Origin of the sequence: Variovorax sp. J31P207 (assembly GCF_030316965.1) — a bacterium.
Lineage (GTDB): Bacteria > Pseudomonadota > Gammaproteobacteria > Burkholderiales > Burkholderiaceae_C > Variovorax > Variovorax ginsengisoli_B.
Window position 1 is genome coordinate 437,777 of the sequence record NZ_JASZYN010000005.1, and the last position, 24,484, is coordinate 462,260.

The 24,484-nt window shown below is 70.5% G+C and carries 12 protein-coding genes; 10 read left to right on the forward strand and 2 right to left on the reverse strand.

Annotated features, from left to right (window positions below; translation table 11 throughout):
- The first annotated feature begins 116 nt into the window (after positions 1 to 116).
- Genes QTI68_RS19965 through QTI68_RS19985 form a run of 5 tightly spaced genes read left to right on the forward strand, consistent with a single transcriptional unit; the run spans position 117 to position 14,309 of the window.
- Positions 117 to 6,809 carry a polyketide synthase gene (locus QTI68_RS19965; RefSeq protein WP_286523789.1) on the forward strand — a complete coding sequence of 2,231 codons (6,693 nt, stop codon included), beginning with the start codon at positions 117 to 119 and terminating at the stop codon, positions 6,807 to 6,809.
- A gap of 11 nt (positions 6,810 to 6,820) precedes the next feature.
- Positions 6,821 to 11,827: a non-ribosomal peptide synthetase gene (locus tag QTI68_RS19970; RefSeq protein WP_286523791.1), complete on the forward strand. Its 5,007-nt coding sequence runs from the start codon at positions 6,821 to 6,823 to the stop codon at positions 11,825 to 11,827.
- A 10-nt stretch (positions 11,828 to 11,837) separates the two neighbouring features.
- Positions 11,838 to 12,563 carry a 4'-phosphopantetheinyl transferase family protein gene (locus QTI68_RS19975; protein ID WP_286523793.1) on the forward strand — a complete coding sequence of 242 codons (726 nt, stop codon included), beginning with the start codon at positions 11,838 to 11,840 and terminating at the stop codon, positions 12,561 to 12,563.
- Entirely contained in the window at positions 12,560 to 13,366 is an 807-nt protein-coding gene (locus tag QTI68_RS19980) for an alpha/beta fold hydrolase (protein WP_286523795.1), read from the forward strand. The genes QTI68_RS19975 and QTI68_RS19980 overlap by 4 nt, the downstream gene beginning before the upstream one ends.
- The gene (locus QTI68_RS19985; protein ID WP_286523797.1) at positions 13,359 to 14,309 is read left to right on the forward strand and encodes an alpha/beta fold hydrolase; all 951 of its coding nucleotides are present in this window, start codon (positions 13,359 to 13,361) and stop codon (positions 14,307 to 14,309) included. The genes QTI68_RS19980 and QTI68_RS19985 overlap by 8 nt, the downstream gene beginning before the upstream one ends.
- 16 nt (positions 14,310 to 14,325) lie before the next feature.
- Here QTI68_RS19985 and QTI68_RS19990 read toward each other — a convergent pair whose 3' ends face one another.
- Together QTI68_RS19990 and QTI68_RS19995 are read right to left on the reverse strand one after the other, a co-directional pair.
- The gene (locus QTI68_RS19990) at positions 14,326 to 17,460 is read right to left on the reverse strand and encodes an efflux RND transporter permease subunit (RefSeq protein ID WP_286523799.1); all 3,135 of its coding nucleotides are present in this window, start codon (positions 17,458 to 17,460) and stop codon (positions 14,326 to 14,328) included.
- Positions 17,457 to 18,698, reverse strand: coding sequence for an efflux RND transporter periplasmic adaptor subunit (locus tag QTI68_RS19995; RefSeq protein WP_286523800.1), 1,242 nt, complete (start codon positions 18,696 to 18,698; stop codon positions 17,457 to 17,459). Before QTI68_RS19995 ends, QTI68_RS19990 begins: the two co-directional genes overlap by 4 nt.
- 203 nt (positions 18,699 to 18,901) lie before the next feature.
- Between QTI68_RS19995 and QTI68_RS20000 the strand changes: the two genes are divergently transcribed.
- The 5 genes from QTI68_RS20000 to QTI68_RS20020 all read left to right on the forward strand — a co-directional run bounded on the left by QTI68_RS20000 (position 18,902) and on the right by QTI68_RS20020 (position 24,426).
- Positions 18,902 to 19,399 (forward strand): hypothetical protein, encoded by a 498-nt coding sequence (locus QTI68_RS20000; protein ID WP_286523802.1) that lies wholly within the window; start codon positions 18,902 to 18,904, stop codon positions 19,397 to 19,399.
- A gap of 102 nt (positions 19,400 to 19,501) precedes the next feature.
- Positions 19,502 to 20,869, forward strand: coding sequence for a tRNA (N6-isopentenyl adenosine(37)-C2)-methylthiotransferase MiaB (gene miaB / locus QTI68_RS20005; protein WP_286523803.1), 1,368 nt, complete (start codon positions 19,502 to 19,504; stop codon positions 20,867 to 20,869).
- Entirely contained in the window at positions 20,869 to 22,296 is a 1,428-nt protein-coding gene (locus tag QTI68_RS20010) for a sensor histidine kinase (RefSeq protein ID WP_286523804.1), read from the forward strand. Before miaB ends, QTI68_RS20010 begins: the two co-directional genes overlap by 1 nt.
- 32 nt (positions 22,297 to 22,328) lie before the next feature.
- The gene (locus tag QTI68_RS20015; RefSeq protein ID WP_286523805.1) at positions 22,329 to 22,961 is read left to right on the forward strand and encodes a hypothetical protein; all 633 of its coding nucleotides are present in this window, start codon (positions 22,329 to 22,331) and stop codon (positions 22,959 to 22,961) included.
- A 127-nt stretch (positions 22,962 to 23,088) separates the two neighbouring features.
- Positions 23,089 to 24,426 (forward strand): sigma 54-interacting transcriptional regulator, encoded by a 1,338-nt coding sequence (locus QTI68_RS20020; protein WP_286523968.1) that lies wholly within the window; start codon positions 23,089 to 23,091, stop codon positions 24,424 to 24,426.
- Positions 24,427 to 24,484: the final 58 nt, after the last annotated feature.

Genomic DNA, 24,484 nt, shown 5'->3' on the forward strand with positions numbered 1-24,484 from the left:
ATGCGTCCCGAGTGCAAGATGCGAAAAACGACAAAGTGACTGCTTTGTTATTAGTCTCTGTACATCGACACATCGTGTTGCGTTGATTTCGAGCTGATGGAGAGAGGGATTCCAAGGTGACCACATTCGTACCCCTACACCAACGCGTTGCGGCACTCGCGGCCACGCAGCCCGGTGCCGTGGCGGTCAGCGACGGTAGCGAATCCCTCTCTTACGAGCAACTGAACCGACGCGCCAACCAGCTGGCGCGCCGTCTGCAGCGCGCCGGCGCGGGACGCGACCAGCTGATCGCCATCGGCATGGAGCGCTCGGTCGACATGGTGGTCGGCCTGCTTGCGATCCTGAAATCGGGCGGTGCCTACCTGCCCATCGATCTCGACTACCCGATGGACCGGATCGAGTTCACGCTCGGCGATGCCCGGCCGGTGGCCTTGCTGACCTCGTCGGCCAGCGCCGCCGCCTGGCCGAAGACCGACGTGCCGGTGGTGCTGATCGACGACGAAACCCTGGCCGACGAGCAGGCCGGCGACATCGGCGGCGCCGACCCCGAGGCCCTGGCCTACGTGATCTACACCTCCGGGTCCACCGGCCGGCCCAAGGGCTGCCTGGTGACCCATGCCAACGTGGCGCGCCTGTTCGACGCCACCGACGCCTGGTACGGCTTCGGCGCCGACGACGTCTGGACCTTCTTCCACTCCCATGCCTTCGACTTCTCGGTCTGGGAGATCTGGGGCGCGCTGGTCTACGGCGGCCGGGTGGTGGTGGTGCCCTACACGATCACGCGTTCGCCGGCCGAGCTGCTCGATCTGCTGGTGCGCGAGCGGGTCACGGTGCTCAACCAGACGCCGTCGGCCTTCCGCTCGCTGATCGAGGCCGACCGCCGCGCGGCCCTGCCGCCCGAGGCGCTGGCGCTGCGCTACGTGATCTTCGGCGGCGAAGCGCTGTCCTTCGAGACCCTGCGTCCCTGGTTCGACCGCCACGGCGATGCCCGGCCGCAGCTGGTCAACATGTACGGCATCACCGAGACCACGGTCCATGTCAGCTGGCGGCCGATCGCCCGCGAAGACCTCGACGCGCGGCGCGGCAGCATGATCGGCCGCGCGATCCCCGACCTGCGCATCGACATCCTCGACGCCGAGCTGCGGCCGGTGGCGGCCGGGGAAACCGGCGAGATCGTGGTCAGCGGCGCCGGCGTGAGCAACGGCTACCTGCGCCGCCCCGAGTTGACGGCGGAGCGCTTCATCGACTGGACCGACCCGGCCAGCGGCCAGACGCTGCGGGCCTACCGCTCGGGCGACCTCGGCCGGCGCGGTGAGGACGGCGACATCGAGTGCCTGGGGCGGATCGACCACCAGGTCAAGATCCGCGGCTTCCGCATCGAGACCGACGAGATCGAGACCCTGCTGCTGCGCCATGCCGAGGTGCGCGAATGCGCGGTCATCGCCCGCACCGACACGCCCGATGGCGAAGCCCGGCTGGTGGCCTACGTGGTGCCGAAGGCGCAGCCCTTGCCGATGGCCGAGCTGCGGGCCCTGCTGGCGAAGGACCTGCCGCAATTCATGCTGCCGTCGGCCTTCGTCGAACTGGCGGCCCTGCCGATCACCGAGAACGGCAAGCTCGACCGCCGGGCGCTGCCGGCACCGCCGCGCCAGCGGCCCGAACTGGCCTCGGTCTATCGCGAACCGGCGGGCCGGCTCGAGACCCGGGTCTGCCAGGTGTTCGCCGAAGTGCTCGACCTCGACCGCGCCGGCGCGCTCGACAATTTCTTCGAACTGGGCGGCACCTCGCTGGCGGTGCTGCGCGTGATGCGCGAGCTCGAAGGCGCGGGCTCGCGCCGGCTGGTCGCCAACGACTTCTTCCAGGACCCGACGCCGCGCGCACTGGCGCTGGCCCTGGGCGAGCCGCAGCCGGAAGCCGCCGTGGCTGCTGCCGCGCCCGTGGCGCCCCCGGCGGCCGCGGCGCTCGAACCCGTGGCCATCATCGCGATGGCGGGCCGCTTCCCCGGCGCCGCGGACATCGAACAGTTCTGGGACAACCTGCGCGCCGGCCGCGACACGGTCCGCTTCTTCGACGATGCGACGCTCGACCCGTCGGTCGGCGCCGCACTGCGCAGCGACCCGGCCTACGTGCGGGCCCGCGGCGTGGTCGACGGCATCGAGATGTTCGATGCCGCGCACTTCGGCATCAGCCCGAAGGAAGCCGAGGTGATGGACCCGCAGCAGCGCCTGTTCCTCGAGCTCTGCTGGGAATGCCTGGAGCGCGGCGGCTACGCGCCCGACAGCACGCCCGGGCCGGTCGGCGTGTTTGCCGGCATGTACGGAAACAGCTATTTCCAGCACCACCTGCTGAGCCGCCCCGACCTGATCGAACAGCTCGGCGAGCTGCCGGTCGCGCTGGCCAACGACAAGGACTTCATCGCGACGCGCGTGGCCCACCGGCTCAACCTGACCGGCCCGGCGATCAGCGTCCACACGGCCTGCTCGACCTCGCTGGTGGCGATCGCCCAGGCCTTCTCGGCGCTGCGCAACGGCGACTGCGACATGGCACTGGCGGGCGGCGCGGCGGTGACCTGCCCGCCGAACAGCGGCTACCTCTACCAGGAGGGCGCGATGCTCTCCCCCGACGGCCACACCCGCAGCTTCGACGCCAAGGCCCAGGGCACGGTGTTCAGCGACGGCGCCGCGGTGGTGCTGCTCAAGCGCCTGTCCGCCGCGCTGGCCGACGGCGACCCGATCCATGCGGTGCTGCGCGGCGCGGCCGTCAACAACGACGGCGGCGTCAAGGCCAGCTTCACCGCGCCCAGCATCGACGGCCAGGCCCGGGTGGTGACGGCGGCGCTGGCCTCGGCCGGCGTCGATGCCCGCAGCATCTCCTATGTCGAGACCCACGGCACCGCGACGCCGATGGGCGACCCGATCGAAATCGCCGCCCTGGCCAAGGCCTACGGCGCCCACACCGCCGACACCGGCTTCTGCGGCGTCGGCTCGGTCAAGAGCAACATCGGCCACCTGGTGGCGGCCGCGGGCGCTACCGGGCTGATCAAGACCACCCTGGCACTGCGCGAGCAGGTGATCCCGCCGTCGTTGCACTTCGAGTCGCCCAATCCGGCCATCGCCTTCGAGGCCACGCCCTTCCGCGTCGTCGACCGGCTGCAATCCTGGCCGCGCGGCGCGACGCCGCGGCGCGCCGGCGTGAGTTCCTTCGGCGTCGGCGGCACCAACGCCCACGTGGTGGTCGAGGAAGCGCCGCCGGCCGCGGCCGCCGAAGCCGGCAGCGGGCCGCAATTGCTGCAGCTGTCGGCGCGCACGCCGACCGCGCTGGCGGCCGCCACGGCGCGCCTGGCCGACCACCTCGCGGCCCGCCCGGACGCCTCGCTGGCCGATGTCGCCCACACGCTGCGGGTCGGCCGCAAGGCATTTGCGCACCGCGCCTGCGTGGTCGCCGAATCGGCCGCCCAGGCCGTCGAGGCGCTGCGCACGGACGATCCATCGAGCCGCGCCACGGGCGAGATCGCGGCCTGGGTGCCGCAGGCCGTGTTCCTGTTCCCGGGCCAGGGCGCGCAGTATGCGGGCATGGGCCGGGCACTGCATGCCGGCGAGCCGGTGTTCCGCGCCGCCTTCGACGAATGCCTGCAGGCCTTCGAAGGCGTGCTGTCCTTCGACCTGCGCGAGCGCATGTTCTCGGACGACGACGCGGCGCTCAAGCCGACCTCGGTGACCCAGCCCGCCACCTTCGCGCTCGAATACGCGCTGGCGCGCCAGCTGCAGTCGCTCGGCGTCCGGCCGGCGGCCCTGATCGGACACAGCGTCGGCGAATTCGCCGCCGCCGTGCTGGCCGGCGTCATGCAGCTGGGCGACGCGGCGCGGCTGGTGGCCCGCCGTGGCGCGCTGATGCAGTCGATGCCCGAGGGCGACATGCTGTCGGTGCGGATGCGCGCGGACGAGCTTTCGGCGCAACTGCCAGAGGGCATCTCGCTGGCGGCCGAGAACGGTCCGAACGCCTGCGTCGCCGCCGGCCCGGCGGCGCTGATCGAACAATTCCGCCAACGCCTCGAAGCCGCCGGCGTGGCGGCGAAGCTGCTGCAGACCTCGCATGCCTTCCACTCGCAAATGATGGAGGGCGCGGTCGCACCGTTCGAGGCGCTGGTGCGCGAAGTCCGCCTGGCGGCACCGACGACGCCGATCTACTCGACCTTGACCGGCCGCCTGCTCAGCGATGCCGAGGCGATCGACCCGGCCTACTGGGCCCGCCACCTGCGCGAGACGGTCCGCTTCGCCCCGGCCGCCCTGGCGGCGCTGGCGCAGACCGAGCACCCGCTGTTCATCGAGCTGGGGCCGCGCAACACCTTGACGACGCTGGTTCGCCAGCATGCGTCGCGGCAGCGCCCGGTGACCGCCGTGGCCCTGCTGGCCGACGCGCCTGCGCGCGAGTGCGCGAGCTGGCGCCTGGCCGCCGGCCGGCTCTGGACGCTCGGCCTCGACATCGACCCGGGCCGGCTCGACGCCCGCGCCCGCAAGCAGCGCCTGGAGCTGCCCACCTATCCGTTCGAGCGCAAGCGCTTCTGGGTCGACATCGCGACTTCTGCGGCCGCTGCCGCGCCCGTGCCCGCTCTCTCTCTGCCACCCTCTTCACCGATCCCGGAGTTGACAATGACTGTCGCCGTTCCTGCCGCCAGCGCCGCCCCTGCGCGACGCGCTTCCCTCGCCATCCGACTGCGCGACCTGTTCGAGGAACTCTCGGGCATCGCCATGGCCGACGTGGCCGGCGCCTCGCCGTTCGTCGAAATCGGCCTCGACTCGCTGACCCTGACGCAGGCGGCGATCCAGGTGAAGAAGCAGTTCAAGGTCAACCTGAGCTTCCGCCAGCTGATGGAAAGCTACCGCAGCTTCGACGCCCTGGCCGAGTTCCTCGATGCCAACCTGCCGCCCGACCCGGTGGCCGCTGCGGCCACGGTGGCACCCACGCCGGCGGCGGCCGTCGCCGCGCCGCAACCGGCCGCCGTCGCGTGGGCGGCAGCGGCGCCGGCGGCGCTGCCCGTGGCCGGTCCGGGCTCCGGCGCCGGTACGCTGGTGCAGCAGGTGATCGCGCAGCAGATGCAACTGATGCAACAGCAACTCGCATTGCTGTCGGCGGCGCCGCCGATGCCGACCAGCCCTGGGCTGCCGGCAGCGGCGGTGGAGCAACCTACGCCCATGGCCACCGCCGCGGCCACGGCGTCCACATCGCCCGCAGCCGCCGACGCCGAAGAGCCGGCGCCGCTGCAGAAATACGACGTCAAGAAGGCGTTCGGCGCGATCGCCCGCATCCATACGCAAAGCAAGGAACCGACCGAACGCCAGAAGGCGCGGCTGGCCGCCTTCATGCGCCGCTACACCGAGCGCACGGCCAAGAGCAAGGCCTTTACCGCACGGCATCGCCCGCAGATGGCCGATCCCCGCGTGGTCAACGGCTTCCGGCCGGCGACCAAGGAGATCACCTACCAGATCGTGGTCGAGCGCTCCAAGGGCTCGCGGCTCTGGGACCTCGACGGCAACGAATACGTCGACGTGCTCAACGGCTTCGGCATGAACCTGTTCGGCTGGCAGCCCGACTTCATCAACGATGCAGTGCGCGCCCAGCTCGATCGCGGCTACGAGATCGGGCCGCAGCATCCGCTGGCCGCCGAGGTCTCGGAACTGGTCTGCGAGCTGACCGGCTTCGACCGTGCCGGCCTGTGCAATACCGGCTCGGAATCGGTGATGGCCGCGATGCGGATCGCGCGCACCGTCACCGGCCGCAGCACGGTCGTGATGTTCACCGGCTCCTACCACGGCACTTTCGACGAAGTGCTGGTTCGCGCCGGCCGCAATGCCAAGGGCATGTCGGCGGCGCCCGGCGTGCTGCAGGGGATGTTCGGAGAGATCCGGGTGCTGGACTACGGCACGCCCGAATCGCTCGAGTTCATCCGCGCCCACGGCGACGAACTCGCTGCCGTGCTGGTCGAGCCGGTGCAGAGCCGCCGGCCCGACTTCCAGCCACGCGAGTTTCTGCGCGAACTGCGCGCCATCACCGAGAAGTCCGAGACCTGCCTGATCTTCGACGAGGTCATCACCGGCTTCCGCTGCGACCTGCACGGCGCCCAGGCCCTGTTCGGCGTGCGTGCCGACCTCGCCTGCTACGGCAAGGTGATCGGCGGCGGCTTCCCGGTCGGGGTGATCGCCGGCAAGCGGCACTACATGGACGCGCTCGACGGCGGCGCCTGGCAGTACGGCGACGACTCGGTGCCGACCGTCGGCGTGACCTATTTCGCCGGCACCTTCGTGCGGCACCCGCTCGCGCTGTCGGCCGCCAAGGCCGCACTGGAGCACCTGAAGCGCGACAACGGCGCGCTGCAGCAGACGCTGAACCTGCACACCGCGGCCATGGCCGACGAGTTGACGGCCTTCTGCCGCGAGGTCGGGGCGCCGATCGAGATCCGCTACTTCTCCTCGCTCTGGCGCGTGACCTGGCTGGAAGACCATCCGCTGCAGGACCTGCTGTTCGCGATGATGCGCAGCCGCGGCGTCCACATCCTCGACAACTTCCCCTGCTTCATGACGACCGCCCACAGCCAGCAGGACATCGCGACCATCAAGTCCGCCTTCAAGGAATCGGTGGCGGAGTTGCAGGATGCCGAACTGCTGCCGCGTCGCGCCGTGACCAAGTCCGATGTCGATCCGTCGCAACCGCCGGTGCCCAATGCCCGCCTCGGCCGCGACCGGGACGGACAGCCGGCCTGGTTCGTTCCCGATCCCGCCGCACAGGGCAAGTACGTGAGGTTCCAGGCATGATGGCCGCAGTCATGGACACACCGGAAGACGACGCCGCCGAGTTCGACCCCTTTGCGGGCGGCTCGATCGAGCAGGTCGTCGCGACCACCGAGGCCCAGCGCGAGGTCTGGCTCGGTGACCGGCTGGGCCAGGAGGCCTCGCTGGCCTACAACGAGGCGACGGCGCTGCGGCTGCGCGGCGCACTGGACGAACAGGCAATTGCCAAGGCGCTCGATCGCCTGGTCGAGCGCCACGACGCCCTGCGAGCGACGATCTCCCCCGACGGCACCCAGTTGCTGATCGGCGGTGCGACGCCCGTGGCACTGGCCCGGCACGACCTCGGCGCCCTCGATGCCGCGGCCCAGCGCCAGGCCATCGACGCCCAGGGCGCCGCCGCCGTGCGCGAGCCGTTCTCGCTCGAGCACGGCCCCTTGTTTCGCGCTGCGCTCTCGCGGCTCTCCGCCGACGAGCACGTGCTGCTGCTGTCGGCGCATCACGCGGTGTGCGACGGCTGGTCCTGGGGCGTGATCACCGACGACCTGGGCCGGCTCTACGCCGAGGAGCTCGGCGCCGGCCCGACACCGGACGCGCCAGCCCGCTACGTCGACTACGCCGCCTGGGAGACCGACGAAGCCGCCGGCCCGGCCATGCAGGCGCACGTCGACTACTGGCTCGCGCGCTTCTCGGGTGGCACGCTGCCGGTGCTCGAGCTGCCGCTCGACCACGCGCGCCCCGCGGTGCGCACCTTCCGTTCGAAGCGCATCGACCACCTGCTCGAGCGCGAGCTGGTCGACGCCCTGCGCAAGCTCGGCGCGGCTTCGGGCACCAGCCTGTTCGCCGCGATGCTGGGCGGCTTCGCCGCGCTGCTGCACCGCCTGACCGAGCAGGACGACCTGGTGGTCGGCATCCCGGCCGCCGGGCAGATGGCCAGCGACATGCCGACGCTGGTGGGCCACTGCGTCAACCTGCTGCCCTTGCGCCTCGCGGTCGACGCCCAGCTGCCGTTCCAGACGCTGGTGCGCCAATCCGGCACCTTGCTGCTGGACGCCTTCGAGCACCAGACGCTGACTTATGGCGCGCTGCTGCGCAAGCTGCCCGTGCCGCGCGATCCGAGCCGGCTGCCGCTGGTCAACGTGATGTTCAACGTCGACCGCGACGCGGTCGCGGGCCAGGGCACATTCCCGGACCTGGACGTGGCGCTGAGTTCGGTCCCGCGGGCCTACGAGAATTTCGAGCTGTTCCTCAACGTCACGCCGGTGGCGGGCGGGATGCAGGTCGAGACCCAATACAACGCCGACCTGTTCGACGACCAGACCGTGCGCCGCTGGCTGGCGATGTTCGAATGCCTGTTGCGCTCCGCGGTGCGCGACGCGGGCCAGGGGATCGCGGCCCTCGACATGCTGCCGGTCGCCGAAGAAGCCGCCGTGCGGGCCCTGCAGCCGGCGGCGACGCCGCTCGCCGGACTGCCGCTGATGCATGCGGGTTTCGTGGCCCAGGCGGCCGCCGCGCCGGAGCGCGCCGCGCTGCGCGATGGCCCCGCGAGGTGCAGCTACGCCGAACTCGACCAGCAGTCCAGCCGCCTGGCGCGCGCCCTGCGCGAGCGCGGCGTGCAGCGCGGCCAGCGCGTGGGCCTGTGCCTGAACCGCGGCACCGACATGGTGATCGCCCTGCTGGCGGTGCTGAAGTCCGGCGCCGCCTACGTGCCGCTCGACCCCGAGTTTCCGAAGGCCCGCCTCGACTACTACGCCGAGGACGCCGGCCTCTCGCTGCTGCTCACGCAATCGTCGATCGCCAGCGCGCCGCGCGCGTGGCGCGGCGATGCCGCCGGGCGGCTGTTCGAGATCGACACCGACGCCGCCTGGCGCAACCTGTCCGGCGCGCCGCTGGCGGCCGGCCCGATGGACGCCCAGGCGGACGATGCGGCCTACGTGATCTACACCTCGGGCTCCACCGGAAAGCCCAAGGGCGTCTGCGTTCCGCACGGCGCGGTCGCGAACTTCCTGCAGAGCATGCGCGGCGAGCCCTCGATCGCCGCCGACGACCGGCTGGCGGCCGTGACCACGCTGTCCTTCGACATCGCCGTGCTCGAACTGCTGCTGCCGCTGCAGGTCGGGGCCGAGATCGTCATGGTGCCGCGCGAGGCCGCCATGGACGGGCAGGCGCTGGCCACCCTGCTGGACGACAGCGGCGCCACCATGATGCAAGCCACGCCGGGCATGTGGCGCCTGCTGGTCGACGCCCAGTGGCCGGGACGGCCGGGCTTCCGGGCGCTGGTCGGCGGCGAGAGCCTGCCGGCGGACCTGGCCCATGAACTGCTGCGGCGCTGCGGCGAGGTCTGGAACATGTACGGGCCGACCGAGACCACGGTCTGGTCGACCCTCTGGCGCGTCAGCGCGGCCGGCTTGGCCGAGCGCAGCGTGTCCATCGGCCGCCCGATCGCCAACACCACCGTCTGGATCGTCGACGCCCAGGGCAAGCCCTGCGCGATCGGCGTCCCCGGCGAGATCTGGATCGGCGGCGCCGGCGTCACGCTCGGCTATCTCGACCGGCCCGAGCTGACCGCCGAGCGCTTCGTCCTGGCCCGCCTGGACGGCACCCCGGCCCGGATGTACCGCACCGGCGACCGCGGCCGCTGGCGCAACGACGGCCTGCTGGAGCACATGGGCCGCTTCGACTTCCAGGTCAAGGTGCGCGGCTACCGCATCGAGCTCGGCGAGATCGAGGCCCGCTGCGACGAAGCCCCCGGCGTGGCGCGCAGCGTGGTGCTGGCGCGCGAGGACCAGCCTGGCGACGTCCGCCTGGTCGCCTACCTCGCAATGGCGCCCGGCGCGGTTCTCGACGAAACCGCCCTGCGCGAACAACTGCGCGCACGCCTGCCGCAGTACATGCTGCCGCAGCACGTGATGGTGCTGCCGGCACTGCCGCTGCTGCCCAATGGCAAGGTCGACCGCAAGGCGCTGCCGCGCCCGACCGACCTGCGCCCGCAGGCAGCTGAACGGCTGGCACCGCGCAACGAGCGCGAGAAAGTCGTACTGGCGACCATGGAAAAAGTGCTGAACCTGCCCGGCCTCGGCATCCGCGACGACTTCTTCGCGCTCGGCGGCCATTCGCTGCTGGCGGCCCGGCTGGCGACGCTGCTCGGACGCGAATTCGAACTGAAGGTGCCGCTGCGCACGCTGTTCGAGGCGCCCACGGCCGAGCGCCTGGCCGCCGCCATCGACGCCCTGAGCGCGCACGGCGCGCCGCGCGCCGAGCCGATCCCGCGCCAGCCGGGCCGCCGCAGCGCGCCCCTGACGCCGATGCAGGATCGCGTGCGCTTCGTCGAGGAGATGCATCCGGGCCGCTCGACCTACAACGCGCCCTCGGCGCACCGCTTCGGCGGTCCGCTGGATGTCGCGAAGTTCGAGGCGGCCGTGCGCGCCATCATCCGGCGCCAGCCCACCCTGCGCACCGCCATCGGCCCCGATCCGCAAACCGGCGCGCCCGCCGCCCTGATCGCCCAGCAACTCGACTACACGCTGCCGGTGGTCGACCTGAGCGGGCTTGGCACGGACGAGCGCGAGGCCGCCCTGGCGGCCCGGATGCGCGAGCTGGCGGACCGCGCGATCGACATCCGCCAGGCGCCGCTGTTCCATGCGACGCTGTTCCGGATGGCGGCCGACGACCACGTCTTCGTCTTCGTGCCGCACCACTTGATCTGGGACGGCTGGTCCTTCGACATCCTGCAGAACGAGCTGTCGGCCGTCTACGGCGCGCTGGTCAGGGGCGAACCCGACGCGCTGCCGGCGCTCGAAGTGACCCACGGCGACTACGCCGAGTGGTTCTCGCGCTGGCTCGAGACGCCCGAATGCGAGGCCCAGCTGAAGTTCTGGAAGGACCGCTTCGCGAACTCGCCTGCACCGAAGGCACCGCGCACCGACATGCCGCGCCGCGCCGGCATGAGCGGCCAGGGCAGCTCGCACTGGATCCGGGTCGACCACGAACTCACCGAGCGCCTGCGCGAACTGAGCCGCCGCCACGACGTGACGCTCAACATGCTGACGCTGGGCGTGTTCATCCTGATGATGGGCAACATCGTGCGCAGCGATTCGATCGTGATCGCGACCCCGGTGCGCGTGCGCGAGGCGCCGGAGCTCGAATCGGTGATGGGCTTCTTCAACAACCTGCTGCCGCTGTCCTTCCAGGTCGATCCGTCGCTGGGTTTCGGCGACTTCATGCGCTACGTGAAGACGGAGCTGCTGGCAGTCATGGGCGCCCAGCAGATCCCGTTCGAGCGCTTGGTCACCGAACCCGAATTCGTCGAGCGGGCCCAGGGCGTGGGCCTCTACCAGGCGCTGTTCTCGTTCCAGGATGCGCGCGAGCGATCGCTGACCATGGGCGGCCTGGCCGATCGCCAGCTGCACCTGACGCAGAGCGGTGCCACCGACGATCTCGGCCTCTGGCTGATGGAAAAGCCCGGCGGCCTCGAGGGTGCGGTGATCTACAACACCGACATCTACCTGAGCGAGACCGGCGCCGCCTTCAAGGAGCGCTACGTCGAGTTGCTCGGCAAGCTCGCCGACCAGCCCGCACTGACGCTCGCAGCCCTGACCGACGCCGGCGACTCGGCCAGCGCGCGCTACCTGGAGCGATTGGCCGCCAGCGACGAGCCGATCGCCCCGGCGCCCGCAGCCGCGACCGAGCAGGTGCTCGCCGCAGCGGCGCCGAAGCAGACACTGCTGCTGCCCGAGCAGGCCCGACTGGCCCAGATCTGGGCCAGCGCGCTGAGCATCGACGTCAACGAGATCAGTCCGCACGAGACCTTCTTCGACCTCGGAGGCGACTCGCTGCTCGCGATGCGCGTGATCCAGCAGGCCGAGCAGGTCATGGGCTTCCGGGTCGAGCCGCGCCGCTACGTGTTCGAGACGCTGGGGCAGCTGGCCTCGGCCGCCGCGGGCACGCCGCTCGGCATGGGACCGGTCGAGGCCGTAGCGCCGCAGGGCGAGGCGCGGCGCGGTCTGCTGGGACGCGTGTTCTCGGGTTGGGGCCGCAAGGGCTGAGGGGCGCGCCATGACCCTCGTGCAGCTTCCCGCCAGTTCGCACTGCCAGCTGTGGCGGGCCGACCTCGACAGCGCGCCGACCCCGGCCGCCGTCGCCTGCCTGTCCGACGACGAATGGGAGCGCGCCCGGCGCTTCGTCTTCGCCCGCGACCGGCATCGCTTCGTCGCCGCCCATGCCGCGTTGCGCAGCACGCTGGCCCAGCAGACCGGCATCCCCGGCGCCCTGTTGGACTTCACGCTCGGCGCGTTCGGCAAACCCGTCCTGATCGAGCCGACCGGGCTGCACTTCAACCTCAGCCACAGCCAATCGGTCGCCCTGATCGCGATCAGCGACGGCGCCGAGATCGGCGTCGACGTCGAGTTGCTGCGCCCGATGCCGGACGCTGCCGCGCTGGCCGCCGACTATTTCACCGCCGCCGAACAGCGGGCACTGGCGTCGTTGCCGTCCGAACAGCGCGACCGGGCCTTCCTGGTCGGCTGGACCCGCAAGGAGGCGTGCCTCAAGGCCGTCGGAACGGGGCTCGGCATCGATACGCGCAGCTTCGAGGCGGGCCTGGAAGAAGACGCGCGCGAAGTCCGGCTGCCCCTCGATGGCAGAATGGCGCGGCTCGCCCTGCACTCCTTCGACGGCGGCGAGGGCGTGGTGTGCGCCATCGCCCGGGTGCTCGAATCCGACGCGGCGGCGCTCGCGGTCGCGCCACACCCTGTCCTCCAAGACAACGAGACTTACGCATGACCCCGATGCTCTTCGGACCGCCCCAGCGCCGCCTGTTCGGGCTTTTCCATCCGCCCGAACGCGAGCGCGACATCGCGGTCCTGATCTGCGCGCCGTTCGGACAGGAGGTGGTCCGCACCCACCGGCTGTTCCGCGTGCTCTCCGACCGGCTGGCCCGCGCCGGGGTGGCGGTGCTGCGCTTCGACTGCCACGGCACCGGCGACTCGTCCGGCGACGACATCGACGGCGACCTCGAAGGCTGGCGGCGCGACGTCTGCACCGCGCACGAAGAGTTGCACCGGCTGACCGCCCCGCGCCGCATCGTGTGGCTGGGGTCGCGCCTGGGCGCCACCTTGGCGGTGCTGGCGGCCCGCAGCGGCCGCAGCGACCCGTCGAAGGTCATCCTCTGGGACCCGATCGTGGACGGCGCGGGTTACCTCGACACGATGCGGGAGAAGCACGTCTCGGCGCTCGAGGCCTCCTACTGGATTCCCGATCGTGCCTGGCGCCGGCGTCTGGCGGCCGACAAGGACGCCTTCACCGACGAACTGCTCGGCTTCGCCGTCTCGCCCACGCTGCGCAACCAATTGCGCGCGCTCACTCCGCAGTCGCTCCAGCTGACGGCATCGCATGAGACTATCGTGCTGGCCGACCCCGAGGACGAAGCCGCCGACCGGTGGACGAAGATGCAGGCCGAGCGCCAGATCCCGGTCCGGTTGTCGCCGTTCCAGCACTCGCTGGTCTGGACTTCCGACCCGTTCCCCAACAGTGCCATGGTCCCGGCCGAGGCTTTGCAACGCTTGGTGGCAGAAATCAATGGATGACTACAACGAAACCCCTGTGCAGTTCGGGCCCGACGGCTCGCTGATCGGCATCATCACGACGCCTGGCGACGGTCCGATGACACCGGTCGGCTGCATCCTGATGAACATGGGTGCGATCCACCGCATCGGCCCCCGGCGCACCAATGTGAAGCTGGCACGGCAGATGGCTGCCTGCGGCATCAGCAGCATCCGCATGGACCTGGCCGGACTCGGCGACAGCCGGCCGGCCGGCGAGACGGCGGACTTCAGGACCCAGGCAGTGCTCGACGTGCAGGCCGCCATGAATCTGGTGGGCACGATGCTCGGCGTCCATCGCTTCGTGCTGATCGGCCTGTGTTCCGGCGCCCACAACGGCCTTTCCGTCGCCGTCGCGGACCCCCGCCTGATCGGCCTCCTGATGTTCGATGGGCCCAACTTCCCCGGCCGGCGCGCACGCTGGGAACGCAGCCTGCGCCGGGCGCTCGCGGATCCCAGGCCGGGTGCGTTCTTCGGCCGGGTCGTGGGCGTGATCCGGCGCAAGCTGTGGCCGGCGCAGGAACAGGCGCCCGGCAACCAGAACATCTTCGACTCGACGGAGCAGCGAGACTCGGCCGACTACTTCTGCCGCTCGATGAACCAACTGGCCGAGCGCGGTGTCGGGACGATGATGTTCTTCACCGGCAGCGTCCAGACCAAGGACCGCCGGCGCGACCTGCTCGGGCCCTTCGGCAAGGAGCCCTTCGCGCGCCAGCTCGAGTACCGTTTCGTCCCCGAGATCGATCACGGCCTGATCTCGCAGGCGTCCCAGCAGGCCTTCATGAAGTTGACGTGCGACTGGGTACTGCGCGTGATTCACGGCGATGGCAGCCCGGCCTCGTCAGCGCTGTCGGCCGTCGGGCAATCTGCCCGAGGCCCGCGGGCCGCCAGCTCTCTGGCGACCAAGCTCGAACACGCGAGCTCCTGAGTTCGAGCGGCGCCCCTCAGGCCGCGGCGACGTGCTCGCCCGGCAGTTCCTGCAGCGGCCCGCTGCCGCTGTAGCGGTCGAGCGCCAGGTAGATCGCCGGCGTGATGTAGAGCGTGATCACCTGCGAGAAGATCAGCCCGCCGACCACCGCGACGCCCAGCGGCTGGCGCAGCTCGGCACCGGCGCCGAGACCGAGCGCCAGCGGCAGCGCCCCCATCATGGCGGCCAGCGTGGTCATCAGGATCGGCCGGAAGCGCAGCCGGCAGGCTTCCCGGATCGCGTCCTGCGGCCGCATGCCCTCGCTGCGCTGGGCCTCGAGCGCGAAGTCGATCAGCATGATCGCGTTCTTCTTGACGATGCCGATCAGGAGCAGGATGCCGATGGTCGCGATCAGGGTCAGGTCGAAACCGAACAGCTTGAGCGACAGCAGCGCGCCCACCGCCGCCGACGGCAGGCCGGCGAGGATGGTCAGCGGGTGGATGTAGCTTTCATAGAGCACGCCGAGCAGCACGTAGATCACCAGCACCGCCAGGATCAGCAGCGCGGCCTGGCTGCCCTGTGAACTCTGGAACACCGCCGCGTCGCCGCCGTAGCTGGTGATGATCGATTCGGGCATCTTCAGATCGGCCTTGAACTGGTCGATCTTGGCGGTGGCATTGCCCAACGGCACGTCCGGCGCGAGGTTGAAAGACACCGTCACCGCCTGCAGCTGGCCCTGGTGATTGACCGAGGTCGGGCCCACCGTGCGCTTGACGGTCGAGAAGGCCGACAGCGGCACCAGCTGCCCGGCCTTGTTGCGCACCGACAGGCGCGACATGTCCTCCTCGAAGCGGCGGTCGTCGTCGGCCGCCGAGAGGATCACCTGGTAGGTGTTGCTGGCGCCGTAGATGCTGCCGATCTGGCGATCGCCGTAGGCGTTGTAGAGCGCGGTGCGCAGGTCACCGACCGCGACGCCGAGCACGCCCGCCTTGTCGCGGTCGATGTCCAGCGTGGCCTGCAGGCCGCGGTTCTGCGAGTCGCTGGTGACGTCGCGGAAGGCCGGGTCGGCGCGCATCTTCTCCATCAGCCGGTCGGCCCAGACCCCCATGGTGCCGGCGTTCACGCTTTGCAGCGTGTACTGGAAGCGGGCCTTGCTCTGGCGGCCGCCGAGGCGTAGGTTCTGCACCGGCTGCATGTAGACGGCGATGCCCGGGATCTCGCGGAAGCGCTTGCGCAGCGACTCCAGCACCTGGGCCATCGGCGGACGCTGGCTGCGCGGCTTCAGCACCGCGAACAGGCGGCCGGAGTTCTGCGTCGCGGTCGGGCCGCCGACGCCGATGAAGGAATTCACGTAGTCGACGCTCGGGTCGTCCTGCAGCGCCTGGGCCACGCGGTCCTGCAGCGCCTTCATGGCCGGGAACGAGATGTCCTCGGCGGCCTCGGTCGTGATCTGAATCTGGCCGATGTCCTCCTCGGGGAAGAAGCCCTTCGGGATCGTGATGAACATCCAGGCCGTGAGCGCGAAGGTCGAGGCCGCGAGGATCAGCATCAGCGGGCGGTGGCCGAGCGTCCAGTCGAGCGAGCGCATGTAGCTGCCGTGCACCCAGCGGTAGCCGCGTTCGAAGGCGCGGCCGATGGCGGTGCCCGGCTCGGGATGCTGCTCCTCGTGGTCGAGCGTGCCGTGCGCGCGCGGCGTGTGCTTGAGCAGACGGCTCGCCAGCATCGGCACCAGGGTCAGAGAAACGATCGCCGAGACCATCACCGCCAGCCCGACCACCACCGCGAACTCGTGGAACAGCAGGCCGATCACGCCCGGCATGAAGAAGATCGGGATGAACACCGCCACCAGCGAGATCGAGATCGAGATGATCGTGAAGCCGACCTCGCGGGCACCGCGCAGGGCCGCCGCGAACGGCTCCATGCCCTTCTCGACGTAGCGCATGATGTTCTCGAGCACCACGATGGCGTCGTCCACCACCAGCCCGACGGCCAGCGTGATGCCCAGCAGCGAGACGTTGTCCAGGCTGTAGCCGAAGGCATAGAGCAGCGCCACCGCGCCGATCAGCGAGATCGGGATCGTCAGCGCCGGGATCAGCGTCGCCACCAGCCGGTGCAGGAACAGGAAGATCACCAGCACCACCAGCAAGATGGTGCCGAGCAGCGTCAGCTGGACGTCGTGCACCGCCTCGCGGATCGACAGCGAGCGGTCGTTGACCAGGTTGATCTCGACCGATTGCGGCAGCTCGGCCTTGAAGCGCGGCATCAGCGCGCGCACCGCGTCCACCACCTGCACCGTGTTGGCGTTGGGCTGGCGCTGGACCGCCAGCGAGATCGAGCTTTCGCCGTTGAAGCTGCTGGCGGTCTTGACCGACTCGAAGCTGTCCTCGATGGTCGCCACCTCGTCCAGCCGCACCGGCGCGCCGTTGCGCTGGCCGACGATGACCTTGGCGAAATCGGCCGCCTTCAGCATCTGCTCGTTGGCCTGGATCGTCAGCGTCTGGCGCGGACCGTCGAGCACGCCGACCGGCGTGTTGGCGTTGGCCAGCCGCACCGCGTTGGCGAGTTCATCGAGCGTGATGTTGCGGGCATTGAGCAGGTTGGCGTCGGCCTTGATGCGCACCGCAAAGCGCTTCTGGCCATAGACCGCCACCTGCGCCACGCCGTCGATGGTCGACAGGGTCGGCGAGATCAGGTTCTCGGCATAGTCGTTGAGCTCGGCCGGCGTCATCGAGTTCGACACCATCGCGATGAACAGCACCGGCGCGTCGGCCGGATTGACCTTGCGGTAGGACGGCAGCTGCGTGAGCTCGGCCGGCAGCTGCCGCTGGGCCCGCAGCAGCGCCGCCTGGACGTCGACCGCGGCGGCGTCGATGTCGCGGGTGCTGACGAATTCGAGCGTGACCGAGGTCACGCCCTGGGTGTTCACCGAGCTGATGGTCTGCAGCCCCGGGATGGTCGAGAACTGCTTCTCGAGCGGCAGCGCGACCGAGGAGGCCATGGTCTCGGGGCTGGCGCCCGGCAGCTGCGCCGAGACGTTGATGACCGGCGTGTTGTAGCTCGGCAGCGCCGCCACCGGAATCTGGAAGTAGGCAAAGATGCCGATCACCACCACGGCGGCGGAGAGCAGCACCGTCATCGCAGGACGACGGATGCACAGCTCGGAGATGTTCATGTGCGCTCCCGGTCCGCGACGACGCTGGCGCTGGACGGCGCGACCGAGGCCGCGCTGCCCGGCGAAGGCCCGGGCGCCGCGTTGCCGGGCTGCTGTGGCTGCTTGTCGGGTTGGGCCTGGGGCGCGTCGATGCGCACCTTGCCGCCGGGGCGCACGTTCTGCTTGCCTTCGGTGACCACCTGCTCGCCAGGCTCGACGCCCTTCACCACCACCTGGGTGCCGAAGTTGTAGATCGCCTGCACCTTGCGCCGGGCGGCCTTGCGCTCGGCGTCGACCACGTAGACCGAGTTGCCGTCGGCCAGCATCATCAGGGCCGAGGCCGGCAGCACCGTGGCGCCGTCGATCGTGCGCACCGTGACCCGGGTCTCGACGAACTGGCCGGGCCAGAGCGCCTGGTCGGCGTTGTCGAACACCGCCTTGGCGCGCACCGTGCCGATCAGCGGGTCGACCGTGTTGTCGACGAAGCTCAGGGTGCCCTTGAGCGGCGCCTTGCGCCCGGTCACCAGGGCCTCGACCGGTGTGTGCTCGCGGGCCGCCTGCAGCAGGTCCTGCAGCTTGCCTTCAGGCACCGGGAAGCTCACCGCGATCGGATCGAGCTGGGTGATCGTGACCAGCGACAGGCTGGGCTGCACCAGCGTGCCCGGGTAGATGTTGACCGCGCCGATGCGCCCGGCGATCGGCGCCTTGAGCGTGGCATAACCCAGCGCCACCTGCGCCGACTGCACGGCCGCCCGATCGGCCGCCACCGCGGCGCGCTGCGCCTCCAGCTGCGACAGCGTCGCATCGGCGGCGCTCTTGGCGATGAAGTTCTGCGCCACCAGGTCCTGGCTGCGCTTGTACTGGCGCTCCAGGTCGGCCAGCATGGCTTCGTCGCGCTGCTGCTGGGCCCGCGCCTTGGCCAGGTTGGCCTGGTCCGGGCGGTCGTCGAGCGTGAAGAGCAACTGGCCGGCCTTGACGAACTCGCCTTCCTTGACATGCACCTCGCGCACCGTGTTCGTCACCTGCGGCCGCAGGTCCACGCTGTTCAGCGACACCACGCTGCCGTTGACCTGGACCGTGACCGGAACGTTCTGCCGCTGGGCCGACGCCAGCGTGACCAGCGCCGGGGCGCCGGCGCCGGGGGCTGCGGCCTGGGTGGCCGCGGCGCTGCGGGTCTTGGCGCCCGACCACCACCAGGTGCCTCCCGCGACGGCCACGACCAGCACGCCGGAAAGGGCGAGAACGAGATTCTTCTTCATGGGGTTCCAGATGGATCGGATGGATCGAGGGGCGCGGTCACACTAAATATCGCGGCGGCAACTATTGGAGCAGCGAGCCGGGAAAAGAGCCCGCGCTTGCCGTAAAGAAATGTAAAGCGTCTGGGCAGAATGGCACGTTGAGCGAATCATTCTGCGCCCCCGGGCCGCTAGAATCCGCGCTCCACAGCCTCTGGATATACCCCATGAACCGCTGCAAGAAGCCCTTTTCCAGCCTCCTGTCGATCGCCCTCGCGGCCCTGATCATCCCTGCCGGCGCGTTCCTCGCCGGCCCCGCCGCGGCCCAGGAGCTCGACCCTTCGGCGACCCAGAACGAAGCCGCCAACGGCGGTCGCAACTTTCCGCCCGGCACCCTGCGCGGCAGCTTCATGGTCGTGAACCCGCCCGAGATCCAGCTCGACGGCAACGCCGAGCGGCTCGCCCCTGGCGCCCGCATCCGCAGCGCCGACCGCATGCTGGTGATGCCGGCCTCGATCACCGGCCAGAACCTGCTGGTGAACTACACCCGCGACGCCGCCGGCATGGTGCGCGACGTCTGGATCCTGACCCCGGACGAAGCCCGTGCCAAGCGAGCCTCGGCCGAAAAGCCGCTGCTCAATTTCTGGCCTTTCGTTTCGGCCGACAGCGGCCCGCGCGACGACGGCAAGACGCCCTTCAATCAGCTGCCGATCTTCGGCCAGTAGACCGGCTTTGCCGGTCTCTGGCCTGCGGCCGTACTGACGAGGGCCGCATTGCGGCGCATGGCGTCCTGCGCCGGTCTCCAACCTGCTCCCGGGAGAGCCCCTATGACCCCCAAAGTTTTCATCAAGACCTTCGGCTGCCAGATGAACGAGTACGACTCGGACAAGATGGCCGACGTGCTGCGCGCCGCCGAAGGCTACGAGCCGACCACCAACGTGGACGAGGCCGACCTGATCCTCTTCAACACCTGCTCGGTGCGCGAAAAGGCCCAGGAGAAAGTGTTCTCCGACCTCGGCCGGGTCAAGCACCTGAAGGCCAAGGGCGTGAAGATCGGCGTCGGCGGTTGCGTCGCCAGCCAGGAAGGCGCGGCGATCATCGCCCGCGCGCCCTACGTCGACGTGGTGTTCGGGCCGCAGACGCTGCACCGGCTGCCCGAGATGCTGAGCCAGGGCGCCCGCGAAGGCCGCCCGCAGGTCGACATCAGCTTCCCCGAGATCGAGAAGTTCGACCACCTGCCGCCGGCCCGGGTCGAGGGCGCCACCGCCTTCGTCTCGATCATGGAGGGCTGCTCGAAGTACTGCAGCTACTGCGTGGTGCCCTACACCCGCGGCGAGGAGATCAACCGGCCGCTGGACGACGTGCTGGTCGAAATCGCCGGGCTGGCGGACCAGGGCGTGCGCGAGGTCACGCTGCTGGGCCAGAACGTCAACGCCTACCGCGGCCGCATGGGCGACACCGCCGAGATCGCCGATTTCGCCACCCTGATCGAGTACGTCGCCGAACTGCCGGGCATCGAGCGCATCCGCTACACCACCAGCCACCCGAACGAGTTCACCCAGCGCCTGATCGACACCTATGCCCGGGTGCCCCAGCTGGTGAGCCACCTGCACCTGCCGGTGCAGCACGGCAGCGACCGCATCCTGATGGCGATGAAGCGCGGCTACACGGCGATGGAATACAAGAGCACGGTGCGCAAGCTGCGCGCGATCCGCCCGCAGCTGGCGCTCAGCAGCGACTTCATCGTCGGCTTCCCGGGCGAGACCGACGAGGACTTCGGCAAGATGATGCGGCTCATCGACCAGCTCGAGTTCGACGCCAGCTTCAGCTTCATCTTCAGCCCGCGGCCGGGCACGCCGGCGGCGGCACTGCACGACGACACGCCCCATGCGGTCAAGCTGGCGCGGCTGCAGCAGCTGCAGGCCGTGATCGACGGCAATGTCCGTCGCTTCGGTGAAAGCCGCGTCGGCACGGTCCAGCGGGTGCTGGTCGAGGGCGCCTCGCGCAAGGACGCAGGCGAACTGATGGGCCGCACCGAGTGCAACCGGGTGGTCAACTTCGAGGGCGACACACGCCTGGTCGGCCAGATGGTCGACCTGCGCATCACGCGCTCGCTGGCCTACACGCTGCGCGGCGAGGTCGTCACCTCCGAATCCACCGCCGCCGGCCGTTCGGCCGCGCTGCCGGTCGCCTGATGGCGAAGCTGAGCGCAGCCCGCGGCTCGTTCCAGCAACTGCTGCTGTTCGCGTTCCTCCTGATCACCGCGCTGCTGGTGGGCGTGGCGCTGCGGGCGGTGTTCCAGTACGACATCCTCATGACCCAGAGCCGCGACGCGGCGGCGCGCGCGCTCACGCTGTCGGGCGCCGCACAGTCCCTGGCCGAGCGCAGCGCCGCCATGGAGCGCGCCGGGCGCCAGTCGCTGGTGCTCAACGACGGCGTGCTGCGGCGCCGCTTCGAAGACGCCGCGCGCGACGCCCGCCAGGTGCTCGGCCGGCTCTCCGCCAACGGGCTGGGTCCCGACGGGCCCGACAAGTGGCGCGAGCAGCTGGACGTGATCCAGGGCCTGATGAGCGGGGCCCCCGAGACCTCGCTGGCGCGCGAGAGCTCGATGGCGGTGCAGTTCCGCGAACTCGATGCGCTCAACACTCAGATCGCGCAGCAGGCGCAGTTCCTGATCGAGACCCAGAACAACGAGCTGGCCCAGCGCATCGAGACCGCGCGCAAGCGGCTGATGCGGCTGGTGATCGCCGCCAGCGCGCTGGCGGCGGCGCTGGCGCTGGCCTTCGGCGTCTGGCTGGCGCGGCCCTTCAAGCGCCTGGAGCGCGCGATCGTCGGCCTCGGCGAGAACCGGCTCGACGTGCCGATCGACATCCACGGGCCGTCCGACGTGCGCCGGGTGTCGCAGCAGCTCGAGTGGCTGCGGCTGCGGCTGACCGAACTCGATGCCGACAAGGCACGTTTCCTGCGACACGTCTCGCATGAACTCAAGACTCCGCTGGCCGCCCTGCGCGAAGGCGTCTCGCTGCTGGAAGACGGCGTGACCGGCGCGCTCAACCCGGCCCAGCACGAAGTGACACAGATCCTGCAGCAGAACACGGTCGCGCTGCAGGGCCAGATCGAGGCCCTGCTGCGTTTCAACGCCGCCGCCTTCGAGGCCCGCGAACTGCGCCGCGAACGCACGCCGCTGCTGCCGCTGATCGAAGAGCAGATCGAGGCCCAGCGGCTGCAGTGGCAGGCCAACGGCCTCACGGTGCGCGCCGAGGGCGAGCCGATCTCGGTGGTGGTCGACCCGGTCAAGCTGGGAACCGCGGTGGCCAATCTGCTGTCGAACGCGATCCGCTTCTCGGCCCGCGGCGGCACCATCACGCTGACGGTGTCGAGCACCGCCGACACGGCGCAGATCGACATCGCCGACGCCGGCCCCGGCATCGCCGACGGCGACCGCGACCGCGTCTTCGAGCCTTTCTACCGCGGCGAGCGGCAGCCCCAGCACTCGGTCAAGGGCACCGGCATCGGGCTGTCGATCGTGCAGGAGTACATTGCAGCCCATGGCGGCCGCGTCACGCTGCTGCCCGAGGGACCGGGGGCGCGATTCCGCATCGCGCTGCCACGCTCCGCCTGACCTTCATCGCCCACGCGCCCATTCCTGAGTCCATGTTTTCTTCGATCGTTCGCGGATCCGCCATCGCCTTGAGCTGCGCCCTGCTGCTGGCCGGCTGCGCCGTGCCCCGCAAGCCGCCTCCCGCGCCGGTCGCGGTCGCGGTCGCCCCGACACCAGCGCCGCCGGCGATCACCCCGGTCGAGGCCGAGCCCCTGGCCCCCGCGACCCAGCCCGCCAGCCTCTTCACGCAATGGACCCAGGGCCCCGTGGGCGCCATGCTGGCCTATGCCGACAAGGTGCGGCCGCTGGGCGCACCCGAGCTGGCGGCCGAGCTCAACCGCCTGGGCGACCTGGTCGAGACGCCCGCGGTGCAGATGCAGATGGCGATCGTGCTGGCCCAGACCCGGGTCCCCGCCGATCTCGGGCGCGCCAGCGGCCTGCTGCAGCGCGTGATCTCCAATCCTTCCGCCGACGCCCTGCCGCTGCAGCCGCTGGCCCGCACGCTGGCGGCGCGCTACGCCGAGCAGCGCAAGGTCGAGGACGACCGCGACAAGCAGGCGCAGCAGCTGCGCGACAGCCAGCGCCGCATCGACCAGCTCAACGACCGCATCGAAGCCCTGCGCGCCATCGAGCGCAGCTTCGCGCGGCCCAATCCGGCGCCGGCGGCGCCGAAGCCGGCGCCATGAGCGCAATGCGAAGCACGAAGGTCACTTCATGAGCAGCGCGCCGACCCCGGCACCGAAGCCGCCCGATACAGCCGCGGTCCCGACGGCCCGCGGCGCCCGCCTGCTGGTGGTCGACGACGACGCCGACATGCTGCGCCTGCTGTCGATGCGGCTGATGTCGGCCGGCTACCAGGTCACGGCCGTGACCTCGGCCGAGTCGGCGCTGACCCAGCTCGAGATCGAACACCCCCAGCTGGTGCTCTCCGATGTCCGCCTGCCGGGCCGCGACGGCCTGGCGCTGTTCGACGAGATCCGCAAGCGCCATCCGACCCTGCCGGTGATCCTGCTGACCGCGCACGGCACCATTCCCGACGCGGTCGAGGCCACGGCGCGCGGCGTCTTCACCTACCTCACCAAGCCCTACGACGCCCGCGAGCTGCTCGAGAAGATCGGCCAGGCGCTGGCCCTGGGCGCGCCGGCCGCCGCGCCCGGCAAGGCCGGCGACGAAAGCTGGCGCGCCGAGATCGTGAGCCGCAGCAACCGCATGGCCGAGTTGCTGGCCGAGGCCCGGATGGTTGCCAAGTCCGACGCCAGCGTGCTGCTGCGCGGCGACAGCGGCGCCGGCAAGGAAGTGCTGGCGCGCGCCATCCACCGCGCCAGCGCGCGCGCCGACAAGCCGTTCGTGGCGGTCAACTGCGGCGCCATCCCCGAGGCGCTGCTCGAATCCGAGCTGTTCGGCCACATGAAGGGCGCGTTCACCGACGCGGTCGCCAACCACAAGGGCCTGTTCCAGCAGGCCGACGGCGGCACCCTGCTGCTCGACGAAATCGGGGACATGCCGCCGGCGCTGCAGGTCAAGCTGCTGCGGGTGCTTCAGGAGCGCGCGGTGCGCCCGCTCGGCGGCAGCCAGTCGATCGCGGTCGACGTCCGGATCATCTCGGCCACCCACCGCGACCTCGATGCCGCGATGGAGGCCGGCCAGTTCCGCGAAGACCTGTACTACCGCCTCAACGTCGTGACACTGAGCCTGCCGCCGCTGTCGGCGCGGCGCGAGGACATCCCGCTGCTGGCCAACCACTTCCTGCAGCGGCTGTCGACCAAGTACGGCAAGCGGCTGTCGGGCTTCGCGCCCGAGGCGCTGAAGGCGCTGACCACCGCCTCCTGGCCCGGCAACGTGCGGCAGCTGTTCAACGTCGTCGAACAGGTCTGCGCGCTGTCGAGCTCGCCGCTGATCCCGCTGGCGCTGGTGCAGCGCGCGCTGCGCGTTCCGAGCGTCGAGGTCCAGACCTACGCCGAGGCCAAGCAGCGTTTCGAGCGCGACTACCTGGTGGGCCTGCTCAAGCTGACCGACGGCAACGTGGCCGACGCGGCCCGCCTGGCCGACCGCAACCGCACCGAGTTCTACCGCCTGCTGCAGAAGCACGAACTCACGCCCGGCCACTTCAAGGCCGAGGCCCCGTCGCCGGGGGGCGAAAACGGTCGCTGACCAGCGACACGCCAAGTTGTTGATTTAATTGGGTTTTGTCGGTCAGGCTCGCAGGCTG

Excerpts from the sequence above, each read along its gene's own strand:
- QTI68_RS19970 (WP_286523791.1), top strand. The coding sequence starts at position 6,821 with ATGGACACACCGGAAGACGACGCCGCCGAGTTCGACCCCTTTGCGGGC.
- QTI68_RS19985 (WP_286523797.1), top strand. The coding sequence starts at position 13,359 with ATGGATGACTACAACGAAACCCCTGTGCAGTTCGGGCCCGACGGCTCG.
- QTI68_RS20020 (WP_286523968.1), top strand. The coding sequence starts at position 23,089 with ATGCTGCGCCTGCTGTCGATGCGGCTGATGTCGGCCGGCTACCAGGTC.
- QTI68_RS19975 (WP_286523793.1), top strand. The coding sequence starts at position 11,838 with ATGACCCTCGTGCAGCTTCCCGCCAGTTCGCACTGCCAGCTGTGGCGG.
- QTI68_RS20000 (WP_286523802.1), top strand. The coding sequence starts at position 18,902 with ATGAACCGCTGCAAGAAGCCCTTTTCCAGCCTCCTGTCGATCGCCCTC.
- QTI68_RS19980 (WP_286523795.1), top strand. The coding sequence starts at position 12,560 with ATGACCCCGATGCTCTTCGGACCGCCCCAGCGCCGCCTGTTCGGGCTT.
- QTI68_RS20015 (WP_286523805.1), top strand. The coding sequence starts at position 22,329 with ATGTTTTCTTCGATCGTTCGCGGATCCGCCATCGCCTTGAGCTGCGCC.
- QTI68_RS20010 (WP_286523804.1), top strand. The coding sequence starts at position 20,869 with ATGGCGAAGCTGAGCGCAGCCCGCGGCTCGTTCCAGCAACTGCTGCTG.
- QTI68_RS19990 (WP_286523799.1), bottom strand. The coding sequence starts at position 17,460 with ATGAACATCTCCGAGCTGTGCATCCGTCGTCCTGCGATGACGGTGCTG.
- QTI68_RS19995 (WP_286523800.1), bottom strand. The coding sequence starts at position 18,698 with ATGAAGAAGAATCTCGTTCTCGCCCTTTCCGGCGTGCTGGTCGTGGCC.
- miaB (WP_286523803.1), top strand. The coding sequence starts at position 19,502 with ATGACCCCCAAAGTTTTCATCAAGACCTTCGGCTGCCAGATGAACGAG.